General features: G+C 58.6%; 24 protein-coding genes. 4 read left to right on the top strand and 20 right to left on the bottom strand.

Annotated features, from left to right (window positions below):
* Positions 1–32: 32 nt before the first annotated feature.
* Positions 33–947: an EamA family transporter RarD gene (gene rarD / locus UL81_RS07600; protein WP_046453448.1), complete on the top strand. Its 915-nt coding sequence runs from the start codon at positions 33–35 to the stop codon at positions 945–947.
* Here the strand turns inward: rarD and UL81_RS07605 are convergent.
* The 7 genes from UL81_RS07605 to lspA form a co-directional block, all read right to left on the bottom strand.
* On the bottom strand, positions 944–1,210 hold the full coding sequence (locus UL81_RS07605; protein WP_035105190.1) for a hypothetical protein: 267 nt from the start codon (positions 1,208–1,210) through the stop codon (positions 944–946). The genes rarD and UL81_RS07605 overlap by 4 nt on opposite strands.
* A 61-nt stretch (positions 1,211–1,271) precedes the next feature.
* The gene (locus UL81_RS07610; RefSeq protein WP_236684455.1) at positions 1,272–1,664 is read right to left on the bottom strand and encodes a hypothetical protein; all 393 of its coding nucleotides are present in this window, start codon (positions 1,662–1,664) and stop codon (positions 1,272–1,274) included.
* Between the two features lie 161 nt (positions 1,665–1,825).
* Complete coding sequence (locus UL81_RS07615) at positions 1,826–3,598, bottom strand: ABC transporter ATP-binding protein (RefSeq protein ID WP_035105196.1); 1,773 nt, start codon at positions 3,596–3,598, stop codon at positions 1,826–1,828.
* Between the two features lie 45 nt (positions 3,599–3,643).
* Positions 3,644–4,150, bottom strand: coding sequence for a mycothiol transferase (locus UL81_RS07620; protein WP_046453449.1), 507 nt, complete (start codon positions 4,148–4,150; stop codon positions 3,644–3,646).
* Positions 4,151–4,167: 17 nt separating this feature from the next.
* Positions 4,168–4,737: a hypothetical protein gene (locus UL81_RS07625; RefSeq protein WP_035105202.1), complete on the bottom strand. Its 570-nt coding sequence runs from the start codon at positions 4,735–4,737 to the stop codon at positions 4,168–4,170.
* On the bottom strand, positions 4,734–5,660 hold the full coding sequence (locus UL81_RS07630) for an RluA family pseudouridine synthase (RefSeq protein ID WP_035105205.1): 927 nt from the start codon (positions 5,658–5,660) through the stop codon (positions 4,734–4,736). The genes UL81_RS07625 and UL81_RS07630 overlap by 4 nt, the downstream gene beginning before the upstream one ends.
* Complete coding sequence (lspA, locus tag UL81_RS07635; RefSeq protein ID WP_035105208.1) at positions 5,660–6,151, bottom strand: signal peptidase II; 492 nt, start codon at positions 6,149–6,151, stop codon at positions 5,660–5,662. Before lspA ends, UL81_RS07630 begins: the two co-directional genes overlap by 1 nt.
* Positions 6,152–6,183: 32 nt before the next feature.
* On the opposite strand from lspA, the gene UL81_RS07640 reads away from it, so the two are divergent.
* Both UL81_RS07640 and UL81_RS11895 read left to right on the top strand, forming a co-directional pair.
* Positions 6,184–7,131, top strand: coding sequence for a hypothetical protein (locus UL81_RS07640; RefSeq protein WP_035105210.1), 948 nt, complete (start codon positions 6,184–6,186; stop codon positions 7,129–7,131).
* 384 nt (positions 7,132–7,515) lie between these two features.
* A complete protein-coding gene (locus UL81_RS11895; protein WP_158407907.1) occupies positions 7,516–7,959 on the top strand; it encodes a hypothetical protein in 444 nt (147 codons plus the stop codon).
* Positions 7,960–8,607: 648 nt separating this feature from the next.
* Here UL81_RS11895 and UL81_RS07650 read toward each other — a convergent pair.
* Positions 8,608–9,207 carry a hypothetical protein gene (locus tag UL81_RS07650; protein WP_035105214.1) on the bottom strand — a complete coding sequence of 200 codons (600 nt, stop codon included), beginning with the start codon at positions 9,205–9,207 and terminating at the stop codon, positions 8,608–8,610.
* Between the two features lie 177 nt (positions 9,208–9,384).
* On the opposite strand from UL81_RS07650, the gene UL81_RS07655 reads away from it, so the two are divergent.
* Complete coding sequence (locus UL81_RS07655) at positions 9,385–10,305, top strand: asparaginase (RefSeq protein ID WP_035105216.1); 921 nt, start codon at positions 9,385–9,387, stop codon at positions 10,303–10,305.
* Here UL81_RS07655 and UL81_RS07660 read toward each other — a convergent pair.
* The 12 genes from UL81_RS07660 to murG form a co-directional block, all read right to left on the bottom strand.
* A complete protein-coding gene (locus UL81_RS07660; RefSeq protein ID WP_035105218.1) occupies positions 10,302–11,753 on the bottom strand; it encodes a DNA polymerase IV in 1,452 nt (483 codons plus the stop codon). The two genes, UL81_RS07655 and UL81_RS07660, sit on opposite strands and share 4 nt — an antisense overlap.
* Before the next feature lie 129 nt (positions 11,754–11,882).
* The gene (ileS, locus tag UL81_RS07665) at positions 11,883–15,062 is read right to left on the bottom strand and encodes an isoleucine--tRNA ligase (RefSeq protein ID WP_046453450.1); all 3,180 of its coding nucleotides are present in this window, start codon (positions 15,060–15,062) and stop codon (positions 11,883–11,885) included.
* Positions 15,063–15,334: 272 nt separating this feature from the next.
* Positions 15,335–15,514 (bottom strand): hypothetical protein, encoded by a 180-nt coding sequence (locus tag UL81_RS07670; protein WP_035105220.1) that lies wholly within the window; start codon positions 15,512–15,514, stop codon positions 15,335–15,337.
* 186 nt (positions 15,515–15,700) lie between these two features.
* The gene (locus tag UL81_RS07675; protein ID WP_035105222.1) at positions 15,701–16,834 is read right to left on the bottom strand and encodes a DivIVA domain-containing protein; all 1,134 of its coding nucleotides are present in this window, start codon (positions 16,832–16,834) and stop codon (positions 15,701–15,703) included.
* A gap of 229 nt (positions 16,835–17,063) precedes the next feature.
* Complete coding sequence (locus tag UL81_RS07680; protein ID WP_035105485.1) at positions 17,064–17,354, bottom strand: YggT family protein; 291 nt, start codon at positions 17,352–17,354, stop codon at positions 17,064–17,066.
* Positions 17,355–17,493: 139 nt separating this feature from the next.
* Positions 17,494–17,943: a cell division protein SepF gene (locus tag UL81_RS07685; RefSeq protein WP_046453451.1), complete on the bottom strand. Its 450-nt coding sequence runs from the start codon at positions 17,941–17,943 to the stop codon at positions 17,494–17,496.
* Between the two features lie 106 nt (positions 17,944–18,049).
* Complete coding sequence (locus UL81_RS11795) at positions 18,050–18,748, bottom strand: YggS family pyridoxal phosphate-dependent enzyme (RefSeq protein ID WP_046453452.1); 699 nt, start codon at positions 18,746–18,748, stop codon at positions 18,050–18,052.
* A gap of 3 nt (positions 18,749–18,751) precedes the next feature.
* The gene (gene pgeF, locus UL81_RS11800) at positions 18,752–19,507 is read right to left on the bottom strand and encodes a peptidoglycan editing factor PgeF (protein ID WP_035105224.1); all 756 of its coding nucleotides are present in this window, start codon (positions 19,505–19,507) and stop codon (positions 18,752–18,754) included.
* A 23-nt stretch (positions 19,508–19,530) separates the two neighbouring features.
* Positions 19,531–20,844, bottom strand: a complete 1,314-nt coding sequence (ftsZ, locus tag UL81_RS07700; RefSeq protein WP_035105226.1) for a cell division protein FtsZ — start codon at positions 20,842–20,844, stop codon at positions 19,531–19,533.
* A 260-nt stretch (positions 20,845–21,104) separates the two neighbouring features.
* On the bottom strand, positions 21,105–21,773 hold the full coding sequence (locus UL81_RS07705) for a cell division protein FtsQ/DivIB (protein WP_035105228.1): 669 nt from the start codon (positions 21,771–21,773) through the stop codon (positions 21,105–21,107).
* Between the two features lie 5 nt (positions 21,774–21,778).
* Positions 21,779–23,236 (bottom strand): UDP-N-acetylmuramate--L-alanine ligase, encoded by a 1,458-nt coding sequence (murC, locus tag UL81_RS07710; RefSeq protein ID WP_046453453.1) that lies wholly within the window; start codon positions 23,234–23,236, stop codon positions 21,779–21,781.
* Positions 23,237–24,319: an undecaprenyldiphospho-muramoylpentapeptide beta-N-acetylglucosaminyltransferase gene (gene murG / locus UL81_RS07715; RefSeq protein ID WP_035105230.1), complete on the bottom strand. Its 1,083-nt coding sequence runs from the start codon at positions 24,317–24,319 to the stop codon at positions 23,237–23,239.
* Positions 24,320–24,326 lie beyond the last annotated feature (7 nt).

Genomic DNA, 24,326 nt, shown 5'->3' on the forward strand with positions numbered 1-24,326 from the left:
ACCGTGACGGCGAAAGCGTTAGGGTGTTTCCCATGCTCTACACCCTGGCCGCCTACTTGATGTGGGGGCTTTTCCCTGCGTTCTTTCCGCTGCTGCTGCCAGCATCCCCGCTAGAAATCCTGGCTCACCGCATCCTCTGGACCGCGGTACTAGTCACCGGTTTCCTGTTTCTTACTGGCGGCTGGCGCGAATTGCGTGCCATGCCTGCGCGCACCTGGGCATGGATGCTGGCTTGTGGTATGGCAGTCACCATCAACTGGGGTACTTACGTCGTCGCGGTCAACAACGACCACGTTGCCGATGCCGCATTGGGTTACTTCATCAACCCGTTAGTCTCCGTCGCACTGGGTGTCATCGTGCTCAAAGAAGCACTCAACAAAGCCCAGATGACCTCCATCGGCATCGCTTTCATTGCCGTCCTCTGGCTCACGTTTGCCAACGGCCAGGCCCCGTACATCTCCCTTGCGCTGGCCTTCAGCTTCGGCATTTACGGCCTGCTGAAGAAACAAACCAATGTCTCCTCCACTGCCTCTGTGGCTGCCGAAACCATCGTCATGCTGCCCATCGCATTGGGCTACATCGGCTACCTCACCATCCAGGGCGAATCCACCTTCGGCAACGAAGGTGCCACTCACACCGTGCTGATGATCTGCTCCGGTCTAGTCACCGCACTACCGCTGCTGTGCTTTGCCAAGGGCGCCAAACTCATCCCCCTGGCTACTGTCGGCATGCTGCAATACACCACCCCAATCCTGCAGGTCCTCTGGGCCGTCTATGTCACCCAAGAGCACATGCCTGCCGAACGCTGGATCGGCTTCGGCATCATCTGGGTCGCCGTCATCATCTACCTGGCCGACCTACTGCGCCAACACCGCAAAGCAAAGAAACAAGCCCGCGGACCAGTAGAAATCCGCAAAATCAACCCCGAACAAGTCCCCGATACTTAGCGACGGCCGCGCAGTTCCTCCCGTGCCTGCTGCGCTTTACGACGCCGCTCCTGCTCCAGCTCACCATCTAACGCCCAGCGCGGCATCATCACCACCAAAATAGCTGCGTTGACCACCATGAACCCAGCAAAGAACATCGAGGTTCCACTTCCCTCACCCGTGACCAACATGAACACAATCGCAATCACGCACAGCAACAACGCCGCCCACGCAGCAATGTAGCCAAACTTATAGTTGGGCAACCAGGACGAGAAATTCTTCATGCCGCCACCTTAGCAATGCAACGCATCACAGTCGTTGCGCATGACTAAGACGCTGCAGCGATTAGGCGGACTTCTTCTGCTCGCGACGTTGCAGAAACGTGTCGATGCCCCACCATCCCAGCGGCGTAAACAGCACCGCAATCAACCAGTACATCAACCAGAAACTCCCGATGTGCCAACCGGTAATCGCAATGCCAATAGCCAGCAGCACTGCCGTAATGGCACTGGCCACCACGCACTTCTTCAGCCCATCAGCACTACTCGTGCCTACCGAGATTTCAGTACTGCCGTTGAGCTTCCGGTCCACAGCAGCAATCACATCGCGACCAAAGACTACGGAGAAAGAAATATAAAACGCCGCAAAGCCATGCATGAAGCTAGCCTGGTTCTCCTGGCTCAACGTGTAATAGGTAAAGCCCAACAACACCAGGTCAATTACCGGTGTGGCAATCAACAGCGCGATACCCGCTCGCGGCAGCTTAAAGAAGTACCGGAAGGCAAACCCTAAGAGCAGACAAGCCCAAAAGGTTATTTCAGCGAGGAGCACTCCAAAAAACTGAACCCACAAAAGTCCTCAGCTTTCCTATGTTGAAACTCAAATTAATTAGACACAGGTTAACCCAGCAGCTGGCGGCTTGCGAGGTCTTGGTAGAGCGGGCTGGTTTCCAGCAGCTCTTCGTGGGTGCCGGTGGCGGCGACGCGACCGTCGTCCATGACGATGATTTGGTCGGCGTCGGTGACCGTCGATAGGCGGTGGGCGACTACGACGAGGGTGCGGCCCTCGGCGGTGTCTTCGATGGCATCGAGGATGAGCTGTTCGTTGCGGGAGTCGACAGCAGACGTCGGCTCGTCGAGAAGCAGAATCGGCGATTCCATCAGCAGCATGCGCGCCAAGGCCAGGCGTTGGCGCTGGCCACCAGAGAGGCTGACTCCCCTATCGCCGATGACGGTATCGAGGCCTTGTGCGGATTCGAATCTTTCAGCCATGCCGACTTTGCGGAGTGCTTCCCAGCATTTTTCGTCGGTTGCTTGTGCAGAGGCCAAGCGCAGGTTGTCGCGTACGGTACCGGCCAGTACGGCGGCTTCCTGTTCGACGTAACCGACGGAGTGGCGCACGGTCTCACGGGAGAGGCCTTCCATGTCCTGATCACCTAACAGCAATGTGCCGGAGTCGGGATCGTAGAAGCGCTGGATAAGCGACAGCGTGGTGGACTTACCGGAGCCGCTCGGACCGACGAACGCGGTGGTCTTGCCCGCGGGGATATCGAAGCTCACACCGTGGAGGACCTCAGTGCGGGTTTCTTTTTCCTCGTTGTCGGAGTCGTCGACACTGGTGTAGGAGAACTTCACGTCACGGAATGCCAACGAGGACGCAGGCTTAGCGGCTTTGCCGTGGTTGCTTTCGGCAGGAATCTCCATGACTTCCTGAATGCGTTCGATAGCACCCATCGCAGAGCGGATGGTGGTCAACGAGCTAAAGATCATGCCCAGCGGGGATGCCACCATGAACAGGTAGAGCACGAAAGCAACCAGGTCACCAATGCTGATATCGCCGGTGGCCACGCGGGCACCACCGATGCCCAGGACGAGCAGGAAGCTGCCCTGTATCGCTAGGCCACTGGCCGGGTAGAGTGTGCCTTCAATAAGCGCGATGCGCTTGCCTTCCGAGAATGCACGGTCGGCTTCATCGACGAGGTCCTTTTCGACACGGTCTTGGGCATTAGCCGCGCGAATTGTGCGCACAGCTACCAGGGCACGGTCCATGCCAGCGCCCAGCAGGCCAACGTGCTTTTGCAGCAGCTTCGTATGGCGCTGAATCTTGCTGGAAACACTAATGACGATCACCAGCAGCAGCGTCATCACGGCCACGACGATGCCGAGCATCACCACATCGATCGTGGCCATGAGCACGATGGCGCCGATGATGGTCACGATGCCGGCGACGGCATCGACAAGTCCGCCCATAAAGGCGCTGCGAATCACGGTCGTATCCGAGCCCAAGCGGGTAACCAGGTCACCGGTGCGCATGCGGTCGAAGGTCGCAATCGGTAGGCGCAGCATACGACCAATGAGCTGGCTGCGCGTATGAAAGACTGCTGACTCCGCTGTACGCGAGAGCACGTACATCTGGAATGCCTGGGCAACAGAGCCAATAAGCAAAATCACGACCAGCCAGACCACGACATCAGCAATTGGGTCTTGACCGACTTTGCTGATGATGTCGTTGACGAGCATCGGCTGCAGCAAGCCTGCGGCAGCACCGACCAGCGCCAACACGATGGCCAGGGCCAGGGCTCCCTTATGGAAAGCCAGCATGCCCAACAGCGCACGAAACGCTCCAGCCTTGTTCTTAATAGGAGGCAGTTCTACTCCCTCGGTCATAGTCATGCGAGAAGTCTACAACCGATGCAAAATTAAGATTTTTGGGCTAGCTTAAGCAGCCTGCATGCCGCGTACGTAGGCGATTTGGCCGAAGTGCTGAGTGATGTCGTTGAGAATCGACACGATGCGCACACCCACGGTGGCCTCATAGGGGTCATTCGGGATGACCTTGCCGAGGTCCTCTTCGCTCAGACCGTCAAGAATCTGCTTGGTCTGCTTGTACACCGCGGCGTAGTAGTCCAGCAGCACCTGGGAATCCATGACGTCGAAGGCGTCGACCTGTTCAGAGCTATGGCCGTAACCGATATCAGCCTTGTCATAGGGCAGGTCGAGTTTCTCCTGCCAACCGTTGCTGTACACCTCATCAGTACCGGTCAGTGCTGCCATCTGGGCGTCTTCGCAACGGGCGATGTGCCAGACTAACCAGCCAATGGAGTTGGCATCGGCAGTCGGTCGCCACAGCAGCTGCTCGCCAATGAGGTTGCTGAGCTGTTCGGGTAGTTCGTCGTTGATGCGGTCAAAAGATTCGACAAGAAGGTCTTTGTAGGAAGTACTCATGCCTTCCGGTTTACCAGTTAATGCGGAACGCGGACGCTAAATGAGCCCCAGGCGGCATCGGCTGGTGCGGGCTCCACCGTGGTCACGTGTGGTTTTTCGGCAATTGCGCGCAAAGTATCGGGATCGTCCCAGATCACCACAGCACTGACAGTATCGGGCGCAGGAATATCGCCAATGCCCGATAATGCTTCACCGGCGCGCTCGAAGACGGTGTTGATGACATCGACGCGTGTTTCGCCATCGATAGGCTCAGGCACAGCGATGTGCGCGGAATTGCCGACGATGATCGCGCTCATGCGCTGGGCGTCCTCGACGGAGGCGGCAGCGGCTTCAGCGCTTTGGGGTTCGTCAAAGGCGACGAGTGCGTACGTGGGATCCTCAGCCGCAGCGAGTGATTCCTCGGCGCGGGCTTGGTACGCAGTAGCGGACTCGTCGTTGTCTGGACCGAGCTGGTCGCCTTGGATTGTCGTGGCAGGTTGGGTGCCAAACAGACCTAAGGCGATGATGATGAGCAGCAACGCAACCGCACCGGCAATGACTGCAGCGATGCGGCGGCGTCGATAGATCTGCTCCCTAGTCGGACTCATCCGCGCAGCTCCTCTAGGGCGTGCTTAAGGTCATCCGGATACGGTGCGGAGACTTCAAACCACTTGCCGGTACCCGGGTGGGTAAAGCCCAAGGTGTAGGCGTGCAGCCACTGGCGAATAAGGCCCAGCCGCTTGGCCAGGTTAGGGTCGCTGCCGTACATCGGGTCGCCCACACACGGATGACCGGTGGCCGACATGTGTACGCGGATCTGGTGGGTGCGTCCGGTTTCGAGGTGGACTTCGAGCAGGCTGGCCTCGCGGAAGGCTTCCATGAGTTCGTAGTGGGTCACAGCTGGTTTGCCGTCATCGACCACGGCAAACTTCCAGCCGGAGGAAGGGTGACGACCAATCGGTGCGTCGATGGTTCCCTCAATCGGGTCAGGCAGGCCCTGCACGATGGCGTGGTAGGTCTTTTTCACGGTGCGCTCTTTAAACGCAGCCTTCAGGGCAGAGTAGGCGCGCTCGCTGGAGGCGACCACCATCGCACCCGAGGTTCCGACGTCGAGTCGGTGCACAATGCCTTTGCGCTCCGGTGGACCGGAGGAGGCGACGGTATAGCCCGCAGCAGCCAGGCCACCAATGACCGTCGGACCATCCCAGCCGACCGAGGGGTGTGCTGCCACACCAACTGGCTTGTGCACGCAGATAATATCGGCGTCGTGATAGAGCACGTCCATGCCTTCGACGAGCTCTTCTTTCGGCAGCAACGGCTTTTCTGGTTCCGGCAGGGTGACCTCTAATAATGCACCAGAGACAAGACGATCAGACTTGCGGACCTGCTGGGAATCGATAACGACTTCACCGTCGGCACACAGCTCGGAAACTGCGCTGCGCGATAAGCCCAGCAGCTTGGCCAAGGCGGCATCGGCACGCATGCCCTCTAAGCCTTCAGGGATGAGGAAACTTCTGACTTCGCGCGACATTACTTCTTCACCTCCTCGCGGAACATAAAGATGATGAACACAACCACACCGCAGGTAATCGAGACATCTGCCAGGTTGAACACGGCGAAATCACCCACGGAAATGAAATCGACCACATGGCCAAACCAGAAACCTGGCTCGCGGAAGAGGCGGTCGATGAGGTTGCCCAAGGCGCCGCCGGCGATCATCGCTAAGCCAATTGCTTGACCGCGGTCATGGATACGGGGAGCGGCAATGGCCACACCCACCACAAAGGCCAACTGAATGGTGGTAAACAGCCAGGTAGAGCCCTCACCACCCATGGAGAATGCAGCACCCGGATTGAAGAGGAGGTAGAAGCGGAACCAGTCACCAATGACGTAGACGGGTTCACCTTCCGTTAGCCAGGACAGCATAAATTGCTTGGTGGCTTGGTCCACGGCGGCAACAGTGAGGATCACTGCGGCCATGGTCGCGATATAACTCCTCCGTTTTTGACTCACCTGAATCATTGTAAACGCAGCAGTACGGTAATTTAGAATGCGTGTTTCGTGTTAAAGCTTTAGCCCTCCTGTCCGTCCTCGCCCTTGCCGGTTGCAGCTATGAAGCTCCCGGCCCGGCCGTGGAAGAACCAGTCGGCCTAGCTGTCGATGCCCCACGCGTCACCGTCGAAGAGCCTGGCAGCGGGGAACGCCGCGTGCTGGAATTCACTGACGTCGGCAATGAGCAGAACCTGACCTACACGGTCACCGAAGGTTTCAACCAGGAACTGCTCGAAGCCCAGGCCGCTGAGACTTTTCAGGCCTCCGACATCGACACCGCGACTACTACCCTGCCACTCGATGCCGAAGTCGACGAGGCATCTGAACCTGCCGAGGGCCAACAGCCTGCCACCCGCAATGTCTTTGCCACCGTGGGCAACCCGCAGTTTGATGGCGACGGCAACGTCGATTCCGCCGAAGGCTTCCAGTTCGGCTGGCGCGCCGTAGATTCTGGCCAGATGTCCTCGCTGCGCTTGGCTGCCCCGCGTGATGCTTCCGATGAAGCCCGCGGCATCGCCGAGCAGTCCGTCATGAAGCTGACTGCCCTGCCTATTGTCTTCCCTGAAGAAGAAATCGGCGAAGGCGGACGCTGGACCGTCGAATCCCGCGTAACCGGTGAGTCCACCATGCTGCAGACCACCACCTACACCGTCACTGCGCTTAACGACGATACCGTGACACTCTCCGTCGACATCGATCAGCGCCCTTCCCTTGGCGCACTCAGCTTCGACGGCCAAGCCGAAGGCACCGACCTCGAAGGAAAAGAACTCGAAGTCCTCGACTCCAGCACCGAGTCCGAAGGCGAAATCACCATCGACCTCACCCAACCGCTCCCCGTGGCTGGCGACGTCACCTTCAACACCAAAGTCACCTACGGAACCACCGACTCCGACCTGCGTGTCGTACAGTCCTCCTCCACCGAGATGGAATTCAGCGAAGCACAGGAGTAGGCACGGGCCCGGGATACAGAAAGTTCGGGTCAAGTAAAGAATTGTGTGTCCACACTACCGGTTAGTCCCCTAACAGGCAGGGCGATTGGGGCTAATAATAGCTCCGCAGGAGCTATTCGCGGCCAAAATTCACTCAATACCGTGATGTCGCCGAAGTTGAACTAAGCAGGCGCTGCTGTGCTTAGACAATAAGCACAAACAGCCCCAGCACCGTCCGGTTCCCCAGCGATCCCGAAACTAACCAGCCTCCCGCGACGAACACTTAGATACGCACCCGTGAAAATCTGGACTAGATGAAAATAAGGAGGCGAGAGACACCCCATATGTAATATAGCTTCTGCATTATTAATTGATCTAACTTTAAGTGTTCGGAAGTAAGATTTAATGGTTGAGTCAAATACGGCAGGCGCAGGGGCGATTATCGTAGCCATAGCTGTCCTATGGCAAGGAATCGGCACTGCGATAGTCGGAGCCAAAGTAGACCCAGAGTTATCTACTTTTACTACGTTTTCAGCTTTTCTCATCGCAGCAGTTATATCTACATCGATATTCTTAGTGCTCCATCGAAAAAGATCACGCGATGCGAAAATGCAGCGGCCTCGTATGAAAATGGCAACTGCAGCAAGCTTGAACTTATTTACTGCCGGTGCTTTTTGTTTGTTTTACATTTCCACAACTTTGATGCAGCCCACTGCGGCAAGCGTCATAGAAACAGGGGTTGGCCCATTTATTGCTGCAGTGATAATCGCCTGCTCGGCCAGAAGGTTCAGCAGTTCGTTAGTGTCGGCAACCGCGGTAGTGGTGCTGGCTCTATTTTTTACTTCCTAGGAACGGAAAGTACCTCAGCGCGGTCCTACTTGGGTTTCGCTCTGGCTGTCGGTGCAGGAATTTCGGCGGTAGGAGTGCTGTATTCCTCTCGCTGGGCCACCGAACAAGGCAACAGCGTTCTCACAATTGCGGCAGTGAGGTTTCACTTAGCTTGGATTATCAGTGGTCTAGTGGCTTTCTTTTCCGTGGAGGCAGAGAGGCTTAAAGGCTCTACCCTGCCAATCGTTCTACTGTCGGTGATGTGCATTACGTTTCCTATCCTGCTTTTGCAGTGGGGAATCGCCTTAACGCTGCCTCTCACCTCGGCGCTGATCATCGCGACCCTTCCGGCCGTGGTGATGGCCACCGAGATCGCATTACGCTCTCAGGTCGAACCTATTCAGTTGACTCTATTGCTGCTCATTGTGGCAATAACCATAAGCCAAGCAATATTGGGAACACGGAGAACTAGTGAAAATATTAGTGATTGACGACTCATCAGGCTGCGCCGAGCTGGTTGTGCTCCTGTTAACGACCAGAATTTGGGAATCCCAAAAGGCTGGGACATGACCTAAACTCAACACGTTGGGCAGATACACTTTTTGCTTAACACGAAAAATTGCCCCAGCTCATCAATGTGAACTGGGGCGATATGCGTAAGTGCTGCTCTTACTGTGCTGGTGCTTCTACTGGGGCATCGGCAGGTGCCTGCTCTGCGGCTGGGTCGGCAGCATCGCCGGCAGCTGGGTCGCCGCTGGCGTCACCACACATCTCCGGAACCTCTTCCGGCGGAACGATGTTGGTAATCAGGGTGCAGGCCCATGCCTGGGACAGCTTCCAGTTGCCGTCCTCGTTGACGAATTCCACGGAGTCAGCAGTCTGGTCCTGGCCTTCTGGGGTGGAGAAGTTCACGGTAGCCAGTGCGGAATCCGGTGCCGGGCCAGGCAGGATCGGGTCGACGACCTCGAAGACTGCGCCAGACTCAGCCTGGGACTGTGCCATGGTGTCAAACAGCTCAGGTGCGGTCTCGCCGCCCTGGACGGTGGCGGTCTTTTCCTCAATCGGGACATTCGGGTCGGTTGCCTTGGCCAGGATGCCGTTGAGGTCAGCGGCGGTCGGCAGCTCCGGTGCTGCCTGGTCTGCGGAGGCAGAAGATTCCGCAGCGGTGGTCTCCTCAGCTGGCTGTTCCTCTTCATCGGAGGAGCAGGCAGCCAGTGCGGTAGCAGTGCTTACCGCCAGCAGCGCAGCGCTGAACTTGGTGAAATTCACGATTTCTCCTTAATAGGGTGCACTTTTGTCTAGCAGTAAAGCTTAGCGTGCCATCCTGGCAATACCTCACAGCACGCGCGCAGCTAACTAAAAGCGTCGCTGATATGAACTTAGACCGGCGCTAAGCCGGCCTTCCCTGCTGAGAGCCCACGTGTTCTCCTGGTTTAGGATGGGCGCATGACTATTGCGCTGATTGCTACCGGCGGCACCATTGCCTGTACTGCTGCTGACGATGGTTCCCTGGTCCCGACCGTTTCCGGTGCGCAGCTGGCCGCATCGGTATCCGATGCAACCGATGAGTCGAGCGCGGCCGTGGACATCGAGGTCGTGGAGTTCCGCCAGCTCGATTCCAGCTCCATCACCTTAAGCGACTTGGATGACCTGTTGGCTGAAGTCCATCGCCAGCTTGAGCGCACAGACATCAACGGCGTGGTCACTACCCATGGCACGGACTCGATGGAAGAAACCGCACTCGCGCTTAGCTTGTTCAGTCCTGGCACGAAGCCCGTGGTGCTGACCGGTGCACAACGTGCCTTTGATCATCCGCACGGCGATGGCCCGGCGAACCTGCGCGCAGCAGTGGAACTTGCCGCCGGTTCCCAGCCGGGTGTCTTCGTCCAATTTGGCGGGATGACTATCCCTGGTCACGCGGTGCGCAAGCAACACACTTCTAACCTGCAAGGCTTTGAAGAACTCGATGTACCAGCACCCGCGCGCACGTTGCCGCTGCGACCTTTGGCTAAGCACCCGGTGACGATTCTGGCTGCGTACCCGGGTGCCGAAGCCACGCTTGTCGATGCCGCCGCCCACTCCTTCGCCGGCATCATCGTCGAGGCTTTAGGCTCGGGCAACACCAGCGAAGAGATGGGCACTGCCCTTGCCCGCGCCCTGGATGCTGGAGTGCCCGTCGTGATTAGTACCCGCGTACCGAATGGCCCAACCACTTTGGCCTATGGCGGTGCTGGTGGCGGTTCCACGTTGGGTGATAAAGGTGCCGATGCCGCAGGCATGCTGCGCCCGGGCCCGGCGCGCATTGCGCTTGCCGCCTCGCTAGCAACGGGTGTGCCTTTCGCGGAACTCTTCGAATCCGAAGACTAATCAGCTTGGTGGTCTGCACTATCGCCGGGTAGTTCGACCTCAGTTTCTTCGACGAGGTCTTCCCTATCTTGTTCGGCAAACCAGTCCTCCCACGCCAAAGAATCCAGCGGATCAGCAATTTCTAGTTGCGGGTCGTCTTCTGCAAAAGACTTCGTGCGACCAGGTCCTGTCGCACGCGTTTCAAAGCGCACGCTGACCACGCCGTGACCAGCACCTTGCACCCAGCCGTGCCCGTAGTCGGGGTGATACACATCCTGGGTGGCCACCCAGCCGGTATCGGCAGTATCGCTGATATTGACGTCGACCGGCGGGCCAGCTGCCCGGCTATCGCTGACACCAGTTTCAAAATCCGAATCCGGCAGTGCAGGACGCACGATTTCCCGGTCGAGTTCCGGGAAGAGCACGTCTTGGCGAGCAGTCTCTAATCCCGAATAGCCCACGCCCACCAGGCGAATCGGGCCGAGCTCACTTGGGTAGCGCGCCAACCGGAACGCAGCAGCCTTCAGTACATCCAGATCATCGGTGGCATAAGGCAGCGTGGTCGAGCGGGATTCAATATGGAAATCCGCCATGCGCAGTTTCACCGTCACCGTTCGGGCACCGCGGCCGTCCTTGCGCAGGCGCCGGTGCGCACCCTTGGCTGCGCGCACGATGGCAGCGTCGACTTCCTCCACCGTGGTTAAGTCCTGGTTATAGGTGTGCTCGGCAGAAATCTGCTTCGCGATGGCCCTAGGAGCCACTTCCCGATCATCAATGCCTTGGGCTAGCTGCCACAGCTGTAGCCCCACCACACCGCCAAGCGAGATTTCTACTTCCTTGCGCGTCATGGCAGCCAGCTGACCGATAGTCTCTACGCCAATGGCACGCAGCTTCGACGCGGTGACCGGACCTACGCCCCACAACTTGTTCGCGGGCAGTGGATGCAACAGCTCAATCTGCTTATCGACGGGGATGACAAACGTGCCATCGGGTTTGGCCTCACCAGAGCCAATCTTGGCGAATTGCTTACCCGAACCTGCACCAATCGAACACGGCAAGCCCGTTTCTTTGCGGATAAGTGCACGGAGTTCTTCTGCCCACTCGAAGACTTCGTCGGCGGTGGCGCCCACCAATGCCTCGGGTTCCATGAAGGCCTCATCGATAGAGAGGTTCTCAATGACCTCGACGTGCTGGCCGATAAGTTGAAAGACTCGGCGTGATACCGCGGAATAGACCGCCCGGCGCGGGCGAACGACCACTCCCCGATTGCCGACGAGCTGCTGCGCGCGATACATCGGCATCGCCGAGTGCGCACCGAACTTACGTGCCTCATAAGAGGCACCAGCGACCACACCTCGACCGCCCAAACCGCCAACGAGTACGGGTCGGCCTTGCAAGGTAGGCCGGGTCAACTGCTCGCAGGATGCGTAGAACGCATCCATATCGATGTGTAGGACCCAGCGCTGCATGTTTCATAGTCTAGGCATTGATCTGTATGGGCCAAATCAGCGAAAGGGCTCGTACCGAACAGTGTCGGTACGAGCCCTTAAGACAACGTAAACCAGGGTCTACGCCGAGCGACGGTTACCTGTCGCGCGTTACTTCTTGGCGACAGTCACGGTGACGTTCTTCACGACATCGTGGACCTCGCCGGAGAGTTCATCGGTGGTGACGGTGAACTCGGTGGCCAAGACTTCCTTGGCGATGTGGTCGGCGTGGCGGTTTGCCCACTCCTCCTTGTCCGCAGGAACGGACAGGGTTGCGGAGATGCGGTCGCTCACGGCGAAGCCGGATGCCTTGCGGGCGTCCTGGATGCCACGGATGACGTCGGCAGCCCAGCCTTCGGCTTCGAGTTCTTCGGTGACCTCGGTGTCGAGAACAACCAGGCCGTCGATGCCGTCGATGCGTGCGGTGGATGCCGGGTTGGCAGCCTGCAGGCGCTCGGTGTACTCATCAGAGCCCAGCACGATATCGCCATCGACGACAACCTCATCGCCCTGGCGCTCGTAATTGCCAGCCTTGAGGTTCTTAATCGCACGCTGAACGTCCTTGCCCAGGCGCGGGCCGGCAACCTTGGCGTTGCAGACAACCTCGAAGCGGCCGACGCTGTCGACGTCGTCGGTAAGCTCGACTTCCTTGACGTTGACCTCATCGCGGATGATGTCGGCGAAGTCGGCCAGCTGTGCAGAATCAGCCATGGCCACGGTCAGCTTCGGCAGTGGCAGGCGGTTGCGCAGCTTGTTGGACTTACGAACCGAGGACGCAGCAGATGCCACAGCGCGGGTGGCATCCATGGAAGCGACCAGGGCATCGTCAGCCGGGTAGTCGGAAGCCTGCGGGAAGTCAGCCAGGTGCACGGAACGCTCACCGGTCAGGCCACGGTAGATGACCTCGGCGACGTGCGGCAGCAGCGGTGCCACGACGCGGGTGACGGTGTGCAGCACGGTGTAAAGCGTGTTGAAGGCCTCTGGGTGCTGCTCATCGCCGGACCAGAAACGATCGCGGGAACGGCGGACGTACCAGTTGGTCAGCGCATCAGCGAAGTAGCGGACCTTCTCCGTAGCAGTTGCGATGTCGGTGTTCGACAGCGCGGTGTTGACCTCATCGACCAGGTCGTGGGTCTTAGCCAGGATGTAGCGGTCCAGCACGTGGGTGGAGCTGGTGTCGAACTTGGCTTCCTTGCCAGCGTAGAGCTGCAGGAAGGTATACGCATTCCAGATTGGCAAGATAGCCTGGCGTACGCCTTCACGAATGCCCTGCTCAGTCACGACAAGGTTGCCGCCGCGCAGGATTGGGCTGGACATGAGGAACCAACGCATAGCATCCGAGCCATCACGGTCGAAGACCTCGTTGACGTCTGGGTAGTTGCCCTTGGACTTGGACATCTTCAGACCATCGTTGCCCAACACGATGCCGTGGGCGACGACCTTCTTGTAGGCCGGGCGGTCAAACAGCGCGGTGGACAGCACGTGCATGACGTAGAACCAACCACGGGTCTGGCCGGAGTACTCCACAATGAAGTCGGATGGCGAGTGGGTCTCGAACCATTCCTTGTTCTCAAATGGATAGTGCTTCTGCGCAAACGGCATGGAGCCGGACTCAAACCAGCAGTCCAGGACGTCTGGCACGCGCACCATCATCGACTTGCCGGTCGGATCGTCCGGGTTCGGGCGGGTCAGCTCATCGATGTGCGGGCGGTGCAGGCTGGTCGGACGGGTGCCGAAGTCTGCCTCGAGCTCATCTAGGGAGCCGTAGACATCCACGCGTGGGTACTCCGGGTTGTCGGAAACCCATGCCGGAATCGGTGCGCCCCAGTAGCGGGTACGGGAGATGTTCCAGTCGCGTGCGCCTTCCAGCCACTTACCGAACTGGCCATCGCGGATGTGCTCAGGCAGCCACTCGATTTCGTTGTGGTTGAGCTCCACCATGCGATCGCGGAACTCGGTGACCTTGACGAACCAGGCCGGCAGGGCCTTGTAGATGAGCGGCTCACCGGAGCGCCAGGAGTGCGGGTAGGAGTGCTCGATGGTCACGTGGCGGACCACGCGGCCTGCTTCCTTCAGGTCGCGGATGATGTGCTTGTTGGCATCGAAGACCAGCTGGCCTTCGTATGGCGGGACCTGGGAGGTGAATTCGCCGTCTTCATCGACTGGGATGACCAGCTCGATGTCGTAGTCGGCACAGGTGTTCATATCGTCTTCACCAAAGGCCGGGGCCTGGTGGACGACACCGGTACCGTCTTCGGTGGTGACGTAGTCAGCCTCGATGACCTGGTACGCATTGCGCAGGTCCGGGAAGAAATCGAAGATCGGCTGGTAGGTAAAGCCTGCCAGGTCAGCACCGCTAAAGGTCTTCAGCGTTTCGACCTCGCCGAGTTCCTTGTTCAGGCTCTGCGACAGCGCTTCTGCCAGGATGAAGGTACGGCCCTCGAAGTCGCCTTCGGTGGCCTTGACCAGGACATAAGTAACCTCTGGGTGGACGGCCAGCGCCGCGTTGGATGGCAGGGTCCACGGGGTGGTGGTCCAGGCGAGGAATGCGGCATCGGAAAGCTCTGGGTGCTCAGCCAAAGTCTTTTCTGCCTGGGTGCCCTCACGGGTACCGGTGACCGGGAAGGTCACGGTCAGGGTTGGATCCTGGCGCATCTTGTAGGAGTCATCCAGGCGAGTTTCCTGGTTAGACAGGGAGGTGTGCTCAGCCCAGGAGTATGGCAGGACGCGGAAGCCCTGGTAGATAAGACCCTTGTCGTAGAGCTCCTTAAACGCCCACATGACCGATTCCATGAAGTTGATGTCCATGGTCTTGTAGCCGTTTTCGAAGTCCACCCAGCGGGCCTGGCGGTTAACGTACTCTTCCCACTCATCGGTGTATTCCAGCACCGACTTCGCGCAGTACTCGTTGAACTTCTCCAGGCCCATCTCTTCGATCTGAGCCTTGTCGGTGATGTTCAGCTGCTTTTCGGCCTCCAGCTCCGCCGGCAGACCGTGGGTGTCCCAGCCGAAGACACGCGGGACGTAGTAGCCAGCCATGGTGCGGTAGCGCGGAACGATGTCCTTGACGTAGCCGGTCAGCAGGTGGCCGTAGTGCGGCAGACCATTAGCAAAAGGAGGGCCATCGTAGAAGATGTACTCCGGGCAGTCCTTGGTCTTATCCAGCGAGGCCTGGAAGGTGTCGTCTTCCTTCCAGAACTTCTGAACGATTTCTTCCATATCCGGGAAACGGTTGGATCCACCGGTCATATCGACCTTGGGATAGACACCGCCTACCTGCGCGTCAGTCATGAGTCACTCTTCCTTCACTACACGAGCTGTTCTAATTTCTTCGTGTGCAGGGACGCGCTTTTCAAAGCTCGCGGTACCACCCTGCTTGACGCCGATTTAAGCGCCCGCTTCGTTGATAGTGAAGGAGATGACGGTCCCACCCGTTCGGTTCTACTGGGCGCCTCGTTTAAGCGAGTCGCTGTTCTTCCGAAATGCTCCCCGGTGATGGCCGGATCAGTGCATACCGGTCATAGTATAGTCCCTTGCTTGCTCGGAAGCGATCCGGGGCGAATCTAGTGTTTATGCAGGTCTTTCCCGCGTCGCATCTTGGATACAGAGTCAATGATAAACAGCACGATTCCTAGTCCTGCGCTGATAAAGACGATAACCAACATCCAGGTCGCAGCATTGAGGATGTAGAAGACAAAGGCCACGAATGCCACAAAAGCTAGAACCAGCGCTGCAATAAGCATCGTTTTAAAGACCTTTCCGTCAAGGATGCGTACCTTTTACAATCCTACAAAGATTTCTCCCCCTGGGAAGCAGGCTGGCTCAGCAGCGCATGAAAAAGCGCCCCGGCTTCCCTACTCCAGGGAAACACGGAGCGCTTCGAAATCTAAGTAGGCGCTTTATCCACCTACGTAAATCTTGTTAAAGATTTACTTGCCAGCCTCGCCGTTTGGTGCAGCGGTGCCGCGGGTTTCGAGCTCTTCCAGCTGGGACTCCAGCAGGGTCTTCAGGCGGGTGCGGTACTCACGCTCGAAGGTGCGCAGCTCGGAGATACGTGCCTCGAGTGCGGTCTGCTGGGACTTGACGGTGTTCATGACCTCGGTGTGCTTCTTCTCAGCATCTGCCTGCAGGGCAGCTGCCTTCTCCTCAGCCTGGCGGATCTGAGCCTCGGCGCGGGAAGTTGCATCAGATTCGGTCTGCTGTGCCTTCTGCTCAGCGTCAGCAACCAGCTGCTGGGAGCGGGAGTCAGCGGCAGCGATCTGCTCGTCAGCCTTCTTCTGAGCCTCAGCCAGCTGGTTCTTGGAGCGGGAGTCAGCATCGGCAAGCTGCTTTTCTGCAGCGGTGCGTGCCTCGGACAGCATGGACTCGGACTCTGCCTGGGCCTCGGAGGTAAGGCGGTCTGCCATCTCCTGTGCCAGGCCCAGCACGCGAGCAGCCTGCATGTGGGTATCCGGGGTAGCCATGCCCTCTGCGGACTTCTTCTCGGTGGAAGCAGCCGGTGCAGCAGCGGAAGACTTCTTCAGGTCTGCAGACTCCTTCTTGGCAGCCTCCAGTTCCTTCTTCAGCTGGTTCAGCTCGTTGCGTGCTGCCTCAGCCTCGGTCTTAGCCTTGGAAGCCTCATCGCGAGCAGACTTCAGCTCAGCGTTGGAGTCAGCAGATGCCTTCTCCGGTGCCTTAGCGGAAGCTTCCTTAGCCTGCTTGAGCTCAGCCTGTGCGCGCTTGGTTTCTTCCTGAGCCTTAGCAACGTCGTTCTTGGAGTTGCTCAGCTTGGTCTCGTACTCCGCACGGAGCTTGGATTCAATCTCCTTGCGCAGAGCTGCCTCGTCCACAGACTTAGCGCCTGCACCAGCAGCGGCGCCAGCACCTGCCGATGCACCTGCACCCTTGCCAGAGTTCAGCTCTTCTACCTGCGACTGCAGGTCATCGTTTTCATCCTGTAGCTGCGCAAGGGTGTCTTCGACGAGGTCCAGGAACTGGTCTACCTCGTCCTCGTTGTAACCACGCTTGCCAATTGGCGGCTTGCTAAACGCAACGTTGTGTACATCAGCTGGTGACAGCAGCATAGACTTATCTTCCCTTTACAACTCGGCGCACCCCGGAGGGTCCGGGGCCTGTGGGAGGTGTAGACCTTCAATCCCGCCGCATCTACGACGCAATCTCCGGGCCACAACAATCTTGTGCGGTTAATAATACGGATTGTCCTGATTATTGTACCTAAAAGCTCACATTAACCGACGCTGGCACAAGCTTCAACGTCTAGAAGAGGTTTCAGGTAGCAAAATTTAGCCCCTTTTAGAGCATCGTCATGGCAACGATAGAGGTCAGCAGATTCAGCAACAGGAACAGAACGATAACTGAAATATCCAGCGCTACCCCACCCATACGCAGGGGCGGAATGACTTTGCGCAATGCTCTAACCGGTGGATCCGTTACCACGAAGAGAGGCTCGGCGAGCAGGATGAACCAACGCGGCGGATTAAATTGCCGCGAGAAGGATTGGATCATCTCGATGATGATGCGCGCAATTAACAAAAACGTGTAAAGGCGCAGTACGAGAACTAAAGCTAAACCGATTCCACTCACGATGTTTGAGCCTATCTGAATTACCGGGCCTATGGGGAACCGCCAGGCCACAACACTTACCCCATGGCCGCAAAAAGCGCCTCACCCAAAGGGTAAGGCGTTAATCCTTTCGGATTTCTTCGCTGCGCTAGGTTACGACCTAGCGCAGCCCTGCGGCACGCTCCAGCTCGGAGGTGTTGATGTCGGCGCGCTTCGGGACGATGGCGAAGACCTTGCGGTCGGTGTTCATACCCTTGGTCAGGTTGAGCATGCGCCCTTCCAGGCCGAAGCACAGGCCGGCTGCGAAGTCGACGAAGCGCTTGGCGTTGGTGCGGTCAGCATCGGTCAGCTCGAAGACGACGGCGTCGCCCTCGCGGAAAGGCTCGCCGACCTTGGCTGCATCATTGAAAGAAGTCAGGGAAATAGCAACGATGGTCGGTGCAAACTCGTGCTCCACCGGAGCTGGCTCGTAGGAGCGGCTCGGGCGTGGCTCGTAAGCAGAAGAGCCGTTGGTGGCGTAGCGCGGCTCATCGTTGTAGTAGGCGTCGTCGGCTTCCAGCTCGGCTGGACCCAGACCGAAAAAGTCCTTCGTCTTATCAATGAATGACATGTTTTAAGTCTCCCTCTGACCTAAATCTGTGCGTTAAAACAGTGACTAAATGTTACCAGTGTGATTGGTGTGATTTACCCTCTGAACTGCGGTTTCAAGTTGCTTTTCAACCTACTGGCCGGGGTCCCATAATCCCGGTTCCGACACGCACAATATCCGTGCCCGAAACAATCGCTGCTTCTAGATCTGCACTCATTCCTGCAGAGAGTTTCAGATCTCTGCCAAGCCTCTTCGAAGTGTCGTCGCAGAGCTCGCGGACCTGCGCAAACACTGGTTCTGGGTCGGCATCCAACGGTGGGACAACCATGAAGCCCTGGAGTTGGAGGTGCTCTAGTTCTTCGACGATGTCGACGAGTTCATTGACCTCGTCCCAGCCGACACCACCGCGTGCGGAATCAGAGTCGTGGGAGACCTGAATAAACACCGGCAATTCGGTGCTGCGCTGCTCGCGTTCTTGGGCCAGGCCCACACCGCGGTCTAGGGCGCGGGCGAGTTTCTCCGAGTCAACGGAGTGCACACTACTTGCCCAGCGTGCGACATGGTTGGCCTTTTTGGTTTGAATCTGGCCAATCATGTGGAAGTTCAGCTCCGGCAGTTCCTCAGCTTTCGCGCGTGCTTCTTGTTCGCGGTTCTCGGCTACGTCGGTTACGCCGAGTTCTGCCAGCAACGCGATGTCTTCTGCTGGGTGGAACTTGGTCACCGGCAGCAGCTGTGGTTCGGTCTCACGTCCGGCCTTTTCACACAATTCCGCAATCTTGGCGCGGGTCTTTTCCAAACCTGCTTGCAGTTCTTCTTTGCGCCCCATGTTCTAGGTTTCCTTCCCTTCCAGCCAAATCACTCCTGCTTGCCGCCCGGTTGTCCCCTCCCGGCGGTAGGAGAAAAAGTCTTCATCTTCAATCGTGCAACGCGGGTCAGCCTCAATCGCCGTCACACCCAGGGACAGCAGCTGCCGAACGAGGCCCTGGCGCACGTCAATGCCACAGGTGCCTTTCGCCGTGCGGGTTTTGGCACCAGGCAAATGCTTATCGACGTCCGCAGCCATCTGCTCCGGCACCTCATAATTACGCCCCGAGGCAGCAGGACCTAACAAGGCCTGAATGCGTGCCGGCTCAGCGCCGAGTTCCTGCATCTTTTCGATGGTCTTGACCACGATGCCGTTGCGGGCACCCCGGCGGCCAGCGTGTACGGCGGCAGCAACGCCTGCTTCCGGCTCAGCAAGTAATACCGGGGTGCAGTCAGCGACTAACACGCCCAGTGCCAGACGCTTGGTCGTGGTCACCAGCGCGTCGGTCGCTTCAATGGGTTCATCGCTGGGGTCCTCTACCACCGTGACGGTGTTGGTGTGCAGTTGTTCCATCCATACGATGTGCTCTAGTCCCACGGCGTCGAGCAGACGCTGGCGATTCTTAGCGACTGCTTCTGGATCATCGCCGACGTGTTCAGCGAGGTTGAATCCGTTGTAGGGAGCAGCAGAAACCCCGCCCGCACGGGTGGTAAACACCATGCGGACGGGGCGGTTGCGCACGTTAGGTGCGGCGGAGTGGGTTTCCTCGTTTACTGGCATGCACTCCAGGTTAGCGCTAAAAATTAACGCATGAAGGAGGGCACGTCGAGGTCGTCGTCGCCGTCGCCATCGCGACGATCAGAAGGACGGGACAGGCGGTAATCGTCGTTGCGCTCCTCGCGCTGGAAGCGGTCAGAGTTGGTGAACAGGCCGCCACCGGAGTTCTCGCCAGCGCGGTGCTCATCGCGGTAGGAGTGGCGCGGGGTGTAGTCTTCCTCGCGCTCTGGCTGACGCTGCTGCTCCTGCTGGACTGGCTGTGCCGGTGCCGGAGTCGGGGTGGACGGCTCGCGGTCGCGGTTGTCGAACAGGGAGCCTGGCTTACGCTCTTCCTGCTGCTGCGCCTGCTGCTGGCCCTGGTTGCCGCCCTGCTGCTGACCGTTGGTCATGTTTGCCTGCGGGTCGAAGCCGGTAGCAATGATGGTCACGCGGACCTCATCACCCAGGGTGTCGTCGATGATGGTGCCGAAGATGATGTTGGCGTCTTCGTCAGCGCGCTCCTCGACCATGGAGGCAGCGGCGTTGACCTCGTGCAGCCCCAGGTCGGAGCCACCAGCGATAGACAGCAGCACGCCCTTGGCTCCTTCCATGCTGGATTCGAGCAGCGGGGAGTTAATAGCCTGCTCGGCAGCAGCCAGGGCGCGGTTATCGCCCCGGGAGAAGCCAATGCCCATCAGTGCAGAACCAGCGTCTGCCATGACGGAGCGAACGTCAGCAAAGTCGACGTTGATCATGCCCGGGATGGTGATCAGGTTGGTAATACCCTGAACACCGTTGTGGAGGATTTCATCGGCTGCGCGGAAAGCTTCAACGATGGACAGTTCCTCGCCACCGAGCTGCATCAGGCGGTCGTTCGGAATGACGATGAGGGTATCGCAGACCTCACGCAGTTCCTCGATACCGGCCATAGCCTGGCGGGTACGACGTGCGCCCTCAAACTTGAACGGACGGGTAACAACACCGACGGTCAGTGCACCCATCTTCTTGGCGATGGATGCGACCACCGGAGCCGCACCAGTACCGGTGCCGCCGCCCTCGCCAGCGGTCACGAAGACCATGTCGGCACCCTGCAGTGCATCTTCGATTTCAGTCTTGTTGTCTTCTGCGGAGGCCTTGCCGACCTCCGGGTTGGCGCCGGCACCCAGACCACGGGTGGCGTCGCGACCAATCTCCAGCTTGGTGTCAGCATCGGAGAAAATCAGCGCCTGGGAGTCAGTGTTGATAGCGACGAACTGAACGCCCTTCAGGCCCTCTTCGATCATGCGGTTAACGGCGTTGACGCCGCCACCGCCGACGCCCACGACCTTGATGTCCGCGAGATTGTTGCTAGTAGAAATCATGTGAGGGTGACTCACCTTTCGCTAAAGATTTGGGATGTGCGTAAACGAGGATTTTGCTTGCCACTGTACGCGGCAAGCCGTTGCCTTCTATCTTGAATGACCAACTTGTAATTTTAGCGTTCATTTCGCCGCGTGTCGGTACCCTCAAGTTCTACTTTAGGGTTACTGACGTGGGCTTTTGCAAGTCACAACCACCCCACCGGCCCCAGTGTTCCCGCCATGTTTCAGCGGTGTTCCCGCGGCTTGTGCCGTGGTCAAAATTACCGCGAAGTCACCAGGTCTGGGTTGCTGATATTCCAGTGCTGGCCTTCCATTTTCAGCACCGTTTCGAAGGCCAATGCTTTGTTCTCATTGTCCTCATTGGAACTTCCCCAAAAGACCGTGCGGTCATCGTTGAGATGGAAGTTCAACGCGTCTTTGCCCTCGACTTCGAGCTCGCGGACTTGGGCACGAATCTCCGGCGGCAACGCAGCCACGGCTTCGACGGCATCGGCCATTTCTTCCGAACCAGATTCCAGATCACCAGTCAGCTCCACCGAGTCTTCTGGCGGAGTGTCAATGACGAACTCATTGCCGGAAGCATCGATGAGGTGATCACCATCGCGGTCCTTACGGAAGGCCACTGCTTCGCGCTCCTGCAGCTCCACCACGAGAGTGTTGGGCAGCGAACGCGACACCGTTGCCGAGGCCACCCACGGGTGCTGCGCTACCCCAGTGGCGGCGTCATGCACATCGACGCGCACGAGGTTGCTCTCCAGCTCCACGCCGGTCATCTCTTCGACTTCTTCGACCGCCAAGTGCTGGTTACCGCGTACGTCGAACTGGTTGACCTTAAAGACAGGCGTTGCCCACACCACGGCCACAGCAACGACTGCGATACCGAGGATGACACCGATGATGGAGATCCATAGCTTCTTCGACCCTGGCACAGTGCTTAAGCCCTTAGCTCGTCGAGGATTTCAGCGGCCAGCATCGTCACCGAGCCAGCGCCAATGGTCAGCACAATATCGCCGGGTTTGACCAGCTCCACGACAGTGCTTGGTGCCGCAGAGAAGTCCGGCTCAAAGCGCACTGGCATGTCCTCTGGCATCTTGTCGGTAATAATCCGCGAGGTAATGCCTTCGACTGGTTGCTCACGAGCACCGTAGATGTCGAGGACCACGGCGGCATCGGCAAGCGAGAGCGCCTGCGCAAACTCCTTGTCGAACTCCATGGTGCGGGAGTACAGGTGCGGCTGGAAGCACGCAATCACGCGCGCACCCTTGCCCTCTGCGGCAGCCTTATCCTGTGCCGCTCGCAGCACCGCGCTGACCTCAGTTGGGTGGTGGGCGTAGTCGTCGTAGACACGCACCGCCGGACCACCGTTGATCTCCACGGCACCGCGGTACTCAAAACGACGGCGCACGCCGTTGAAATCGCTCAGGCCCGCAGCCAGTTCGTCGACATCCGCACCGCTCAAAGCACCCGCCAGCAACGCCGCCAGCGAGTTGAGCACCATGTGGTGGCCTGGGATCTGCAGCTCATAGGAAATCTCCTGCGCATCCTGCCCCGGCAGGGCCAAACGCACGCGCACCGAAGTGTTCTCCCCAGAGATTTCCTCGCCCAGTAGCTGCGCTGCGACTGGAATATCGGTGTGCTCATGGCTGCCGTAGCCCAACACCTGCACTCCGCGCTGAGCCGCCTCAGCACCAATTTCTGCAGCATGCTCATCTTCCAAGCACACCACCAGGTAACCAGTCTCCGGTGTAATGCGGTCAGCAAAATCCGCAAAGACCTTAAAGTAGGCCTCCGCACTGCCGAAGTAATCCAAGTGATCTGGCTCGGCGTTGGTCAGCACCGCAATATCCGGGCTATAGCGCAGCAAGGACGCATCCGACTCGTCAGCTTCAGCCACAAAGGCCGGGCCGGTGCCGTGATGCGCATTCGTGCCCGCACGGTTGAGCTGGCCACCAATCGCAAAGGACGGATCCACACCGGCCTGCTGCAGGGCAGCCACCGTCATCGAAGTCGTCGAGGTCTTACCGTGAGTTCCAGCCAGCAGAATCTGCTGCTTGCCCGCCATGAGTTCAGCCAGCAGGTCCGAGCGACGAATCACCGGAATATCCTGCTCACGCGCAGCGGCCAACTCCGGGTTATCCTGCGGAATCGCCGCAAAGGACGTCACCACGACAGTCGGTGCCTCGCCAGCCTGCTGTAGGTTCTCCGCGGCATGCCCAATCGCGATGTGCGCACCCATGGCACGCAGGACCTCCACCGGGGTGGATTCCTTCACATCCGAGCCAGTCACCGTGCTTCCGCGCGCGACCAGAATACGCGCGAGACCCGACATGCCAGCGCCACCAATGCCCACCATGTGGACTCGGGACAGGTCATAGGATTGTGCAGCGTTCATTTACTTCTCCTCTGCCTCTTTAATGCGCTTTGCGATGCGGTCTGCCAAACGCTCGGCCACATCACCAGCCGGGCTATGCTGCGCGGCAATGCTCATATCTTGGTAACGCTCAGTATTGCCCAGAATGCCGTCGACTTCGTCCAGCAGACGCTGGGAATCAAAATCACCGTCGGCTACCTGCACGGCCGCGCCATGCTTGACCACTTCCCGGGAGTTCAGCGCCTGCTCACCGTTGCCATGCGGCAGCGGCACATAAATCGCCGGCACGCCCGCGGCACTGACTTCTGCCACGGTCATCGCACCCGAACGGCAAATCACCAAGTCAGCGACCGCCAGCGCCGATGCCATGTCATCAATGTATGGCAGCGGCACGTAGTGCTCGTGGGCTTCCGGGGCAGCATTCTTCTTACCGTAGGCATGCAGTACCTGGTATTTTTCGCAGAGCTTATCGATGCCCCCAGCAACCGCCGCATTAATACTTGCCGCACCCTGGGATCCACCAGTGACCAAAATGGTCGGGCGGTCACCCAGTCCCCACTTTTCCTTGGCCTTGGCCGCTACGGTTCCATCCGGGTCTTCACCCAAACCGGGACGCACCGGAATACCCACGACGTCGCCGGGCATACCGGAATCCTGCTGGGCATTCAGACCAATACCGCCCATGCGCACGCCCAACTTGTTGGCCATGCCAGCCAGCGCGTTGGTTTCCAGTACGTAATAAGGCACTCCCAGCGAGCGGGCTGCCAAGTATGCAGAGGCTGCCACATAGCCACCGGTACCGAAGACGACATCGGCCTTGGCCTCCTTGATGACCTTGCGGCTCTCGCGCACCGACTTCAAGATGCGAAAAGGCAGCTTAAACAAATCCAGATTAATCTTGCGCGGTACTGGAACCGGAGTAATAAGTTTCAGCTCCACCCCGCGGGCCGGGATGATATCGCTTTCTAAGCCCTTCGGGGTGCCTAGGGCGATGACCTGCGCAGCATGACGATTGCGCAGTGCCTCGCCTACTGCGAGTGCGGGTTCAATATGTCCGGCGGTGCCGCCACCTGCGATGACGACAGAAATGGGGGTCGAATTCATGCACTAC

This window comes from Corynebacterium camporealensis (assembly GCF_000980815.1).
GTDB lineage: Bacteria > Actinomycetota > Actinomycetes > Mycobacteriales > Mycobacteriaceae > Corynebacterium > Corynebacterium camporealense.

Excerpts from the sequence above, each read along its gene's own strand:
- rarD (WP_046453448.1), top strand. The coding sequence starts at position 33 with ATGCTCTACACCCTGGCCGCCTACTTGATGTGGGGGCTTTTCCCTGCG.
- UL81_RS07605 (WP_035105190.1), bottom strand. The coding sequence starts at position 1,210 with ATGAAGAATTTCTCGTCCTGGTTGCCCAACTATAAGTTTGGCTACATT.
- UL81_RS07615 (WP_035105196.1), bottom strand. The coding sequence starts at position 3,598 with ATGACTATGACCGAGGGAGTAGAACTGCCTCCTATTAAGAACAAGGCT.
- UL81_RS07620 (WP_046453449.1), bottom strand. The coding sequence starts at position 4,150 with ATGAGTACTTCCTACAAAGACCTTCTTGTCGAATCTTTTGACCGCATC.
- UL81_RS07625 (WP_035105202.1), bottom strand. The coding sequence starts at position 4,737 with ATGAGTCCGACTAGGGAGCAGATCTATCGACGCCGCCGCATCGCTGCA.
- UL81_RS07630 (WP_035105205.1), bottom strand. The coding sequence starts at position 5,660 with ATGTCGCGCGAAGTCAGAAGTTTCCTCATCCCTGAAGGCTTAGAGGGC.
- lspA (WP_035105208.1), bottom strand. The coding sequence starts at position 6,151 with ATGATTCAGGTGAGTCAAAAACGGAGGAGTTATATCGCGACCATGGCC.
- UL81_RS11895 (WP_158407907.1), top strand. The coding sequence starts at position 7,516 with ATGGTTGAGTCAAATACGGCAGGCGCAGGGGCGATTATCGTAGCCATA.
- UL81_RS07655 (WP_035105216.1), top strand. The coding sequence starts at position 9,385 with ATGACTATTGCGCTGATTGCTACCGGCGGCACCATTGCCTGTACTGCT.
- UL81_RS07660 (WP_035105218.1), bottom strand. The coding sequence starts at position 11,753 with ATGCAGCGCTGGGTCCTACACATCGATATGGATGCGTTCTACGCATCC.
- ileS (WP_046453450.1), bottom strand. The coding sequence starts at position 15,062 with ATGACTGACGCGCAGGTAGGCGGTGTCTATCCCAAGGTCGATATGACC.
- UL81_RS07670 (WP_035105220.1), bottom strand. The coding sequence starts at position 15,514 with ATGCTTATTGCAGCGCTGGTTCTAGCTTTTGTGGCATTCGTGGCCTTT.
- UL81_RS07675 (WP_035105222.1), bottom strand. The coding sequence starts at position 16,834 with ATGCTGCTGTCACCAGCTGATGTACACAACGTTGCGTTTAGCAAGCCG.
- UL81_RS07685 (WP_046453451.1), bottom strand. The coding sequence starts at position 17,943 with ATGTCATTCATTGATAAGACGAAGGACTTTTTCGGTCTGGGTCCAGCC.
- UL81_RS11795 (WP_046453452.1), bottom strand. The coding sequence starts at position 18,748 with ATGGGGCGCAAAGAAGAACTGCAAGCAGGTTTGGAAAAGACCCGCGCC.
- pgeF (WP_035105224.1), bottom strand. The coding sequence starts at position 19,507 with ATGCCAGTAAACGAGGAAACCCACTCCGCCGCACCTAACGTGCGCAAC.
- ftsZ (WP_035105226.1), bottom strand. The coding sequence starts at position 20,844 with ATGATTTCTACTAGCAACAATCTCGCGGACATCAAGGTCGTGGGCGTC.
- murC (WP_046453453.1), bottom strand. The coding sequence starts at position 23,236 with ATGAACGCTGCACAATCCTATGACCTGTCCCGAGTCCACATGGTGGGC.
- murG (WP_035105230.1), bottom strand. The coding sequence starts at position 24,319 with ATGAATTCGACCCCCATTTCTGTCGTCATCGCAGGTGGCGGCACCGCC.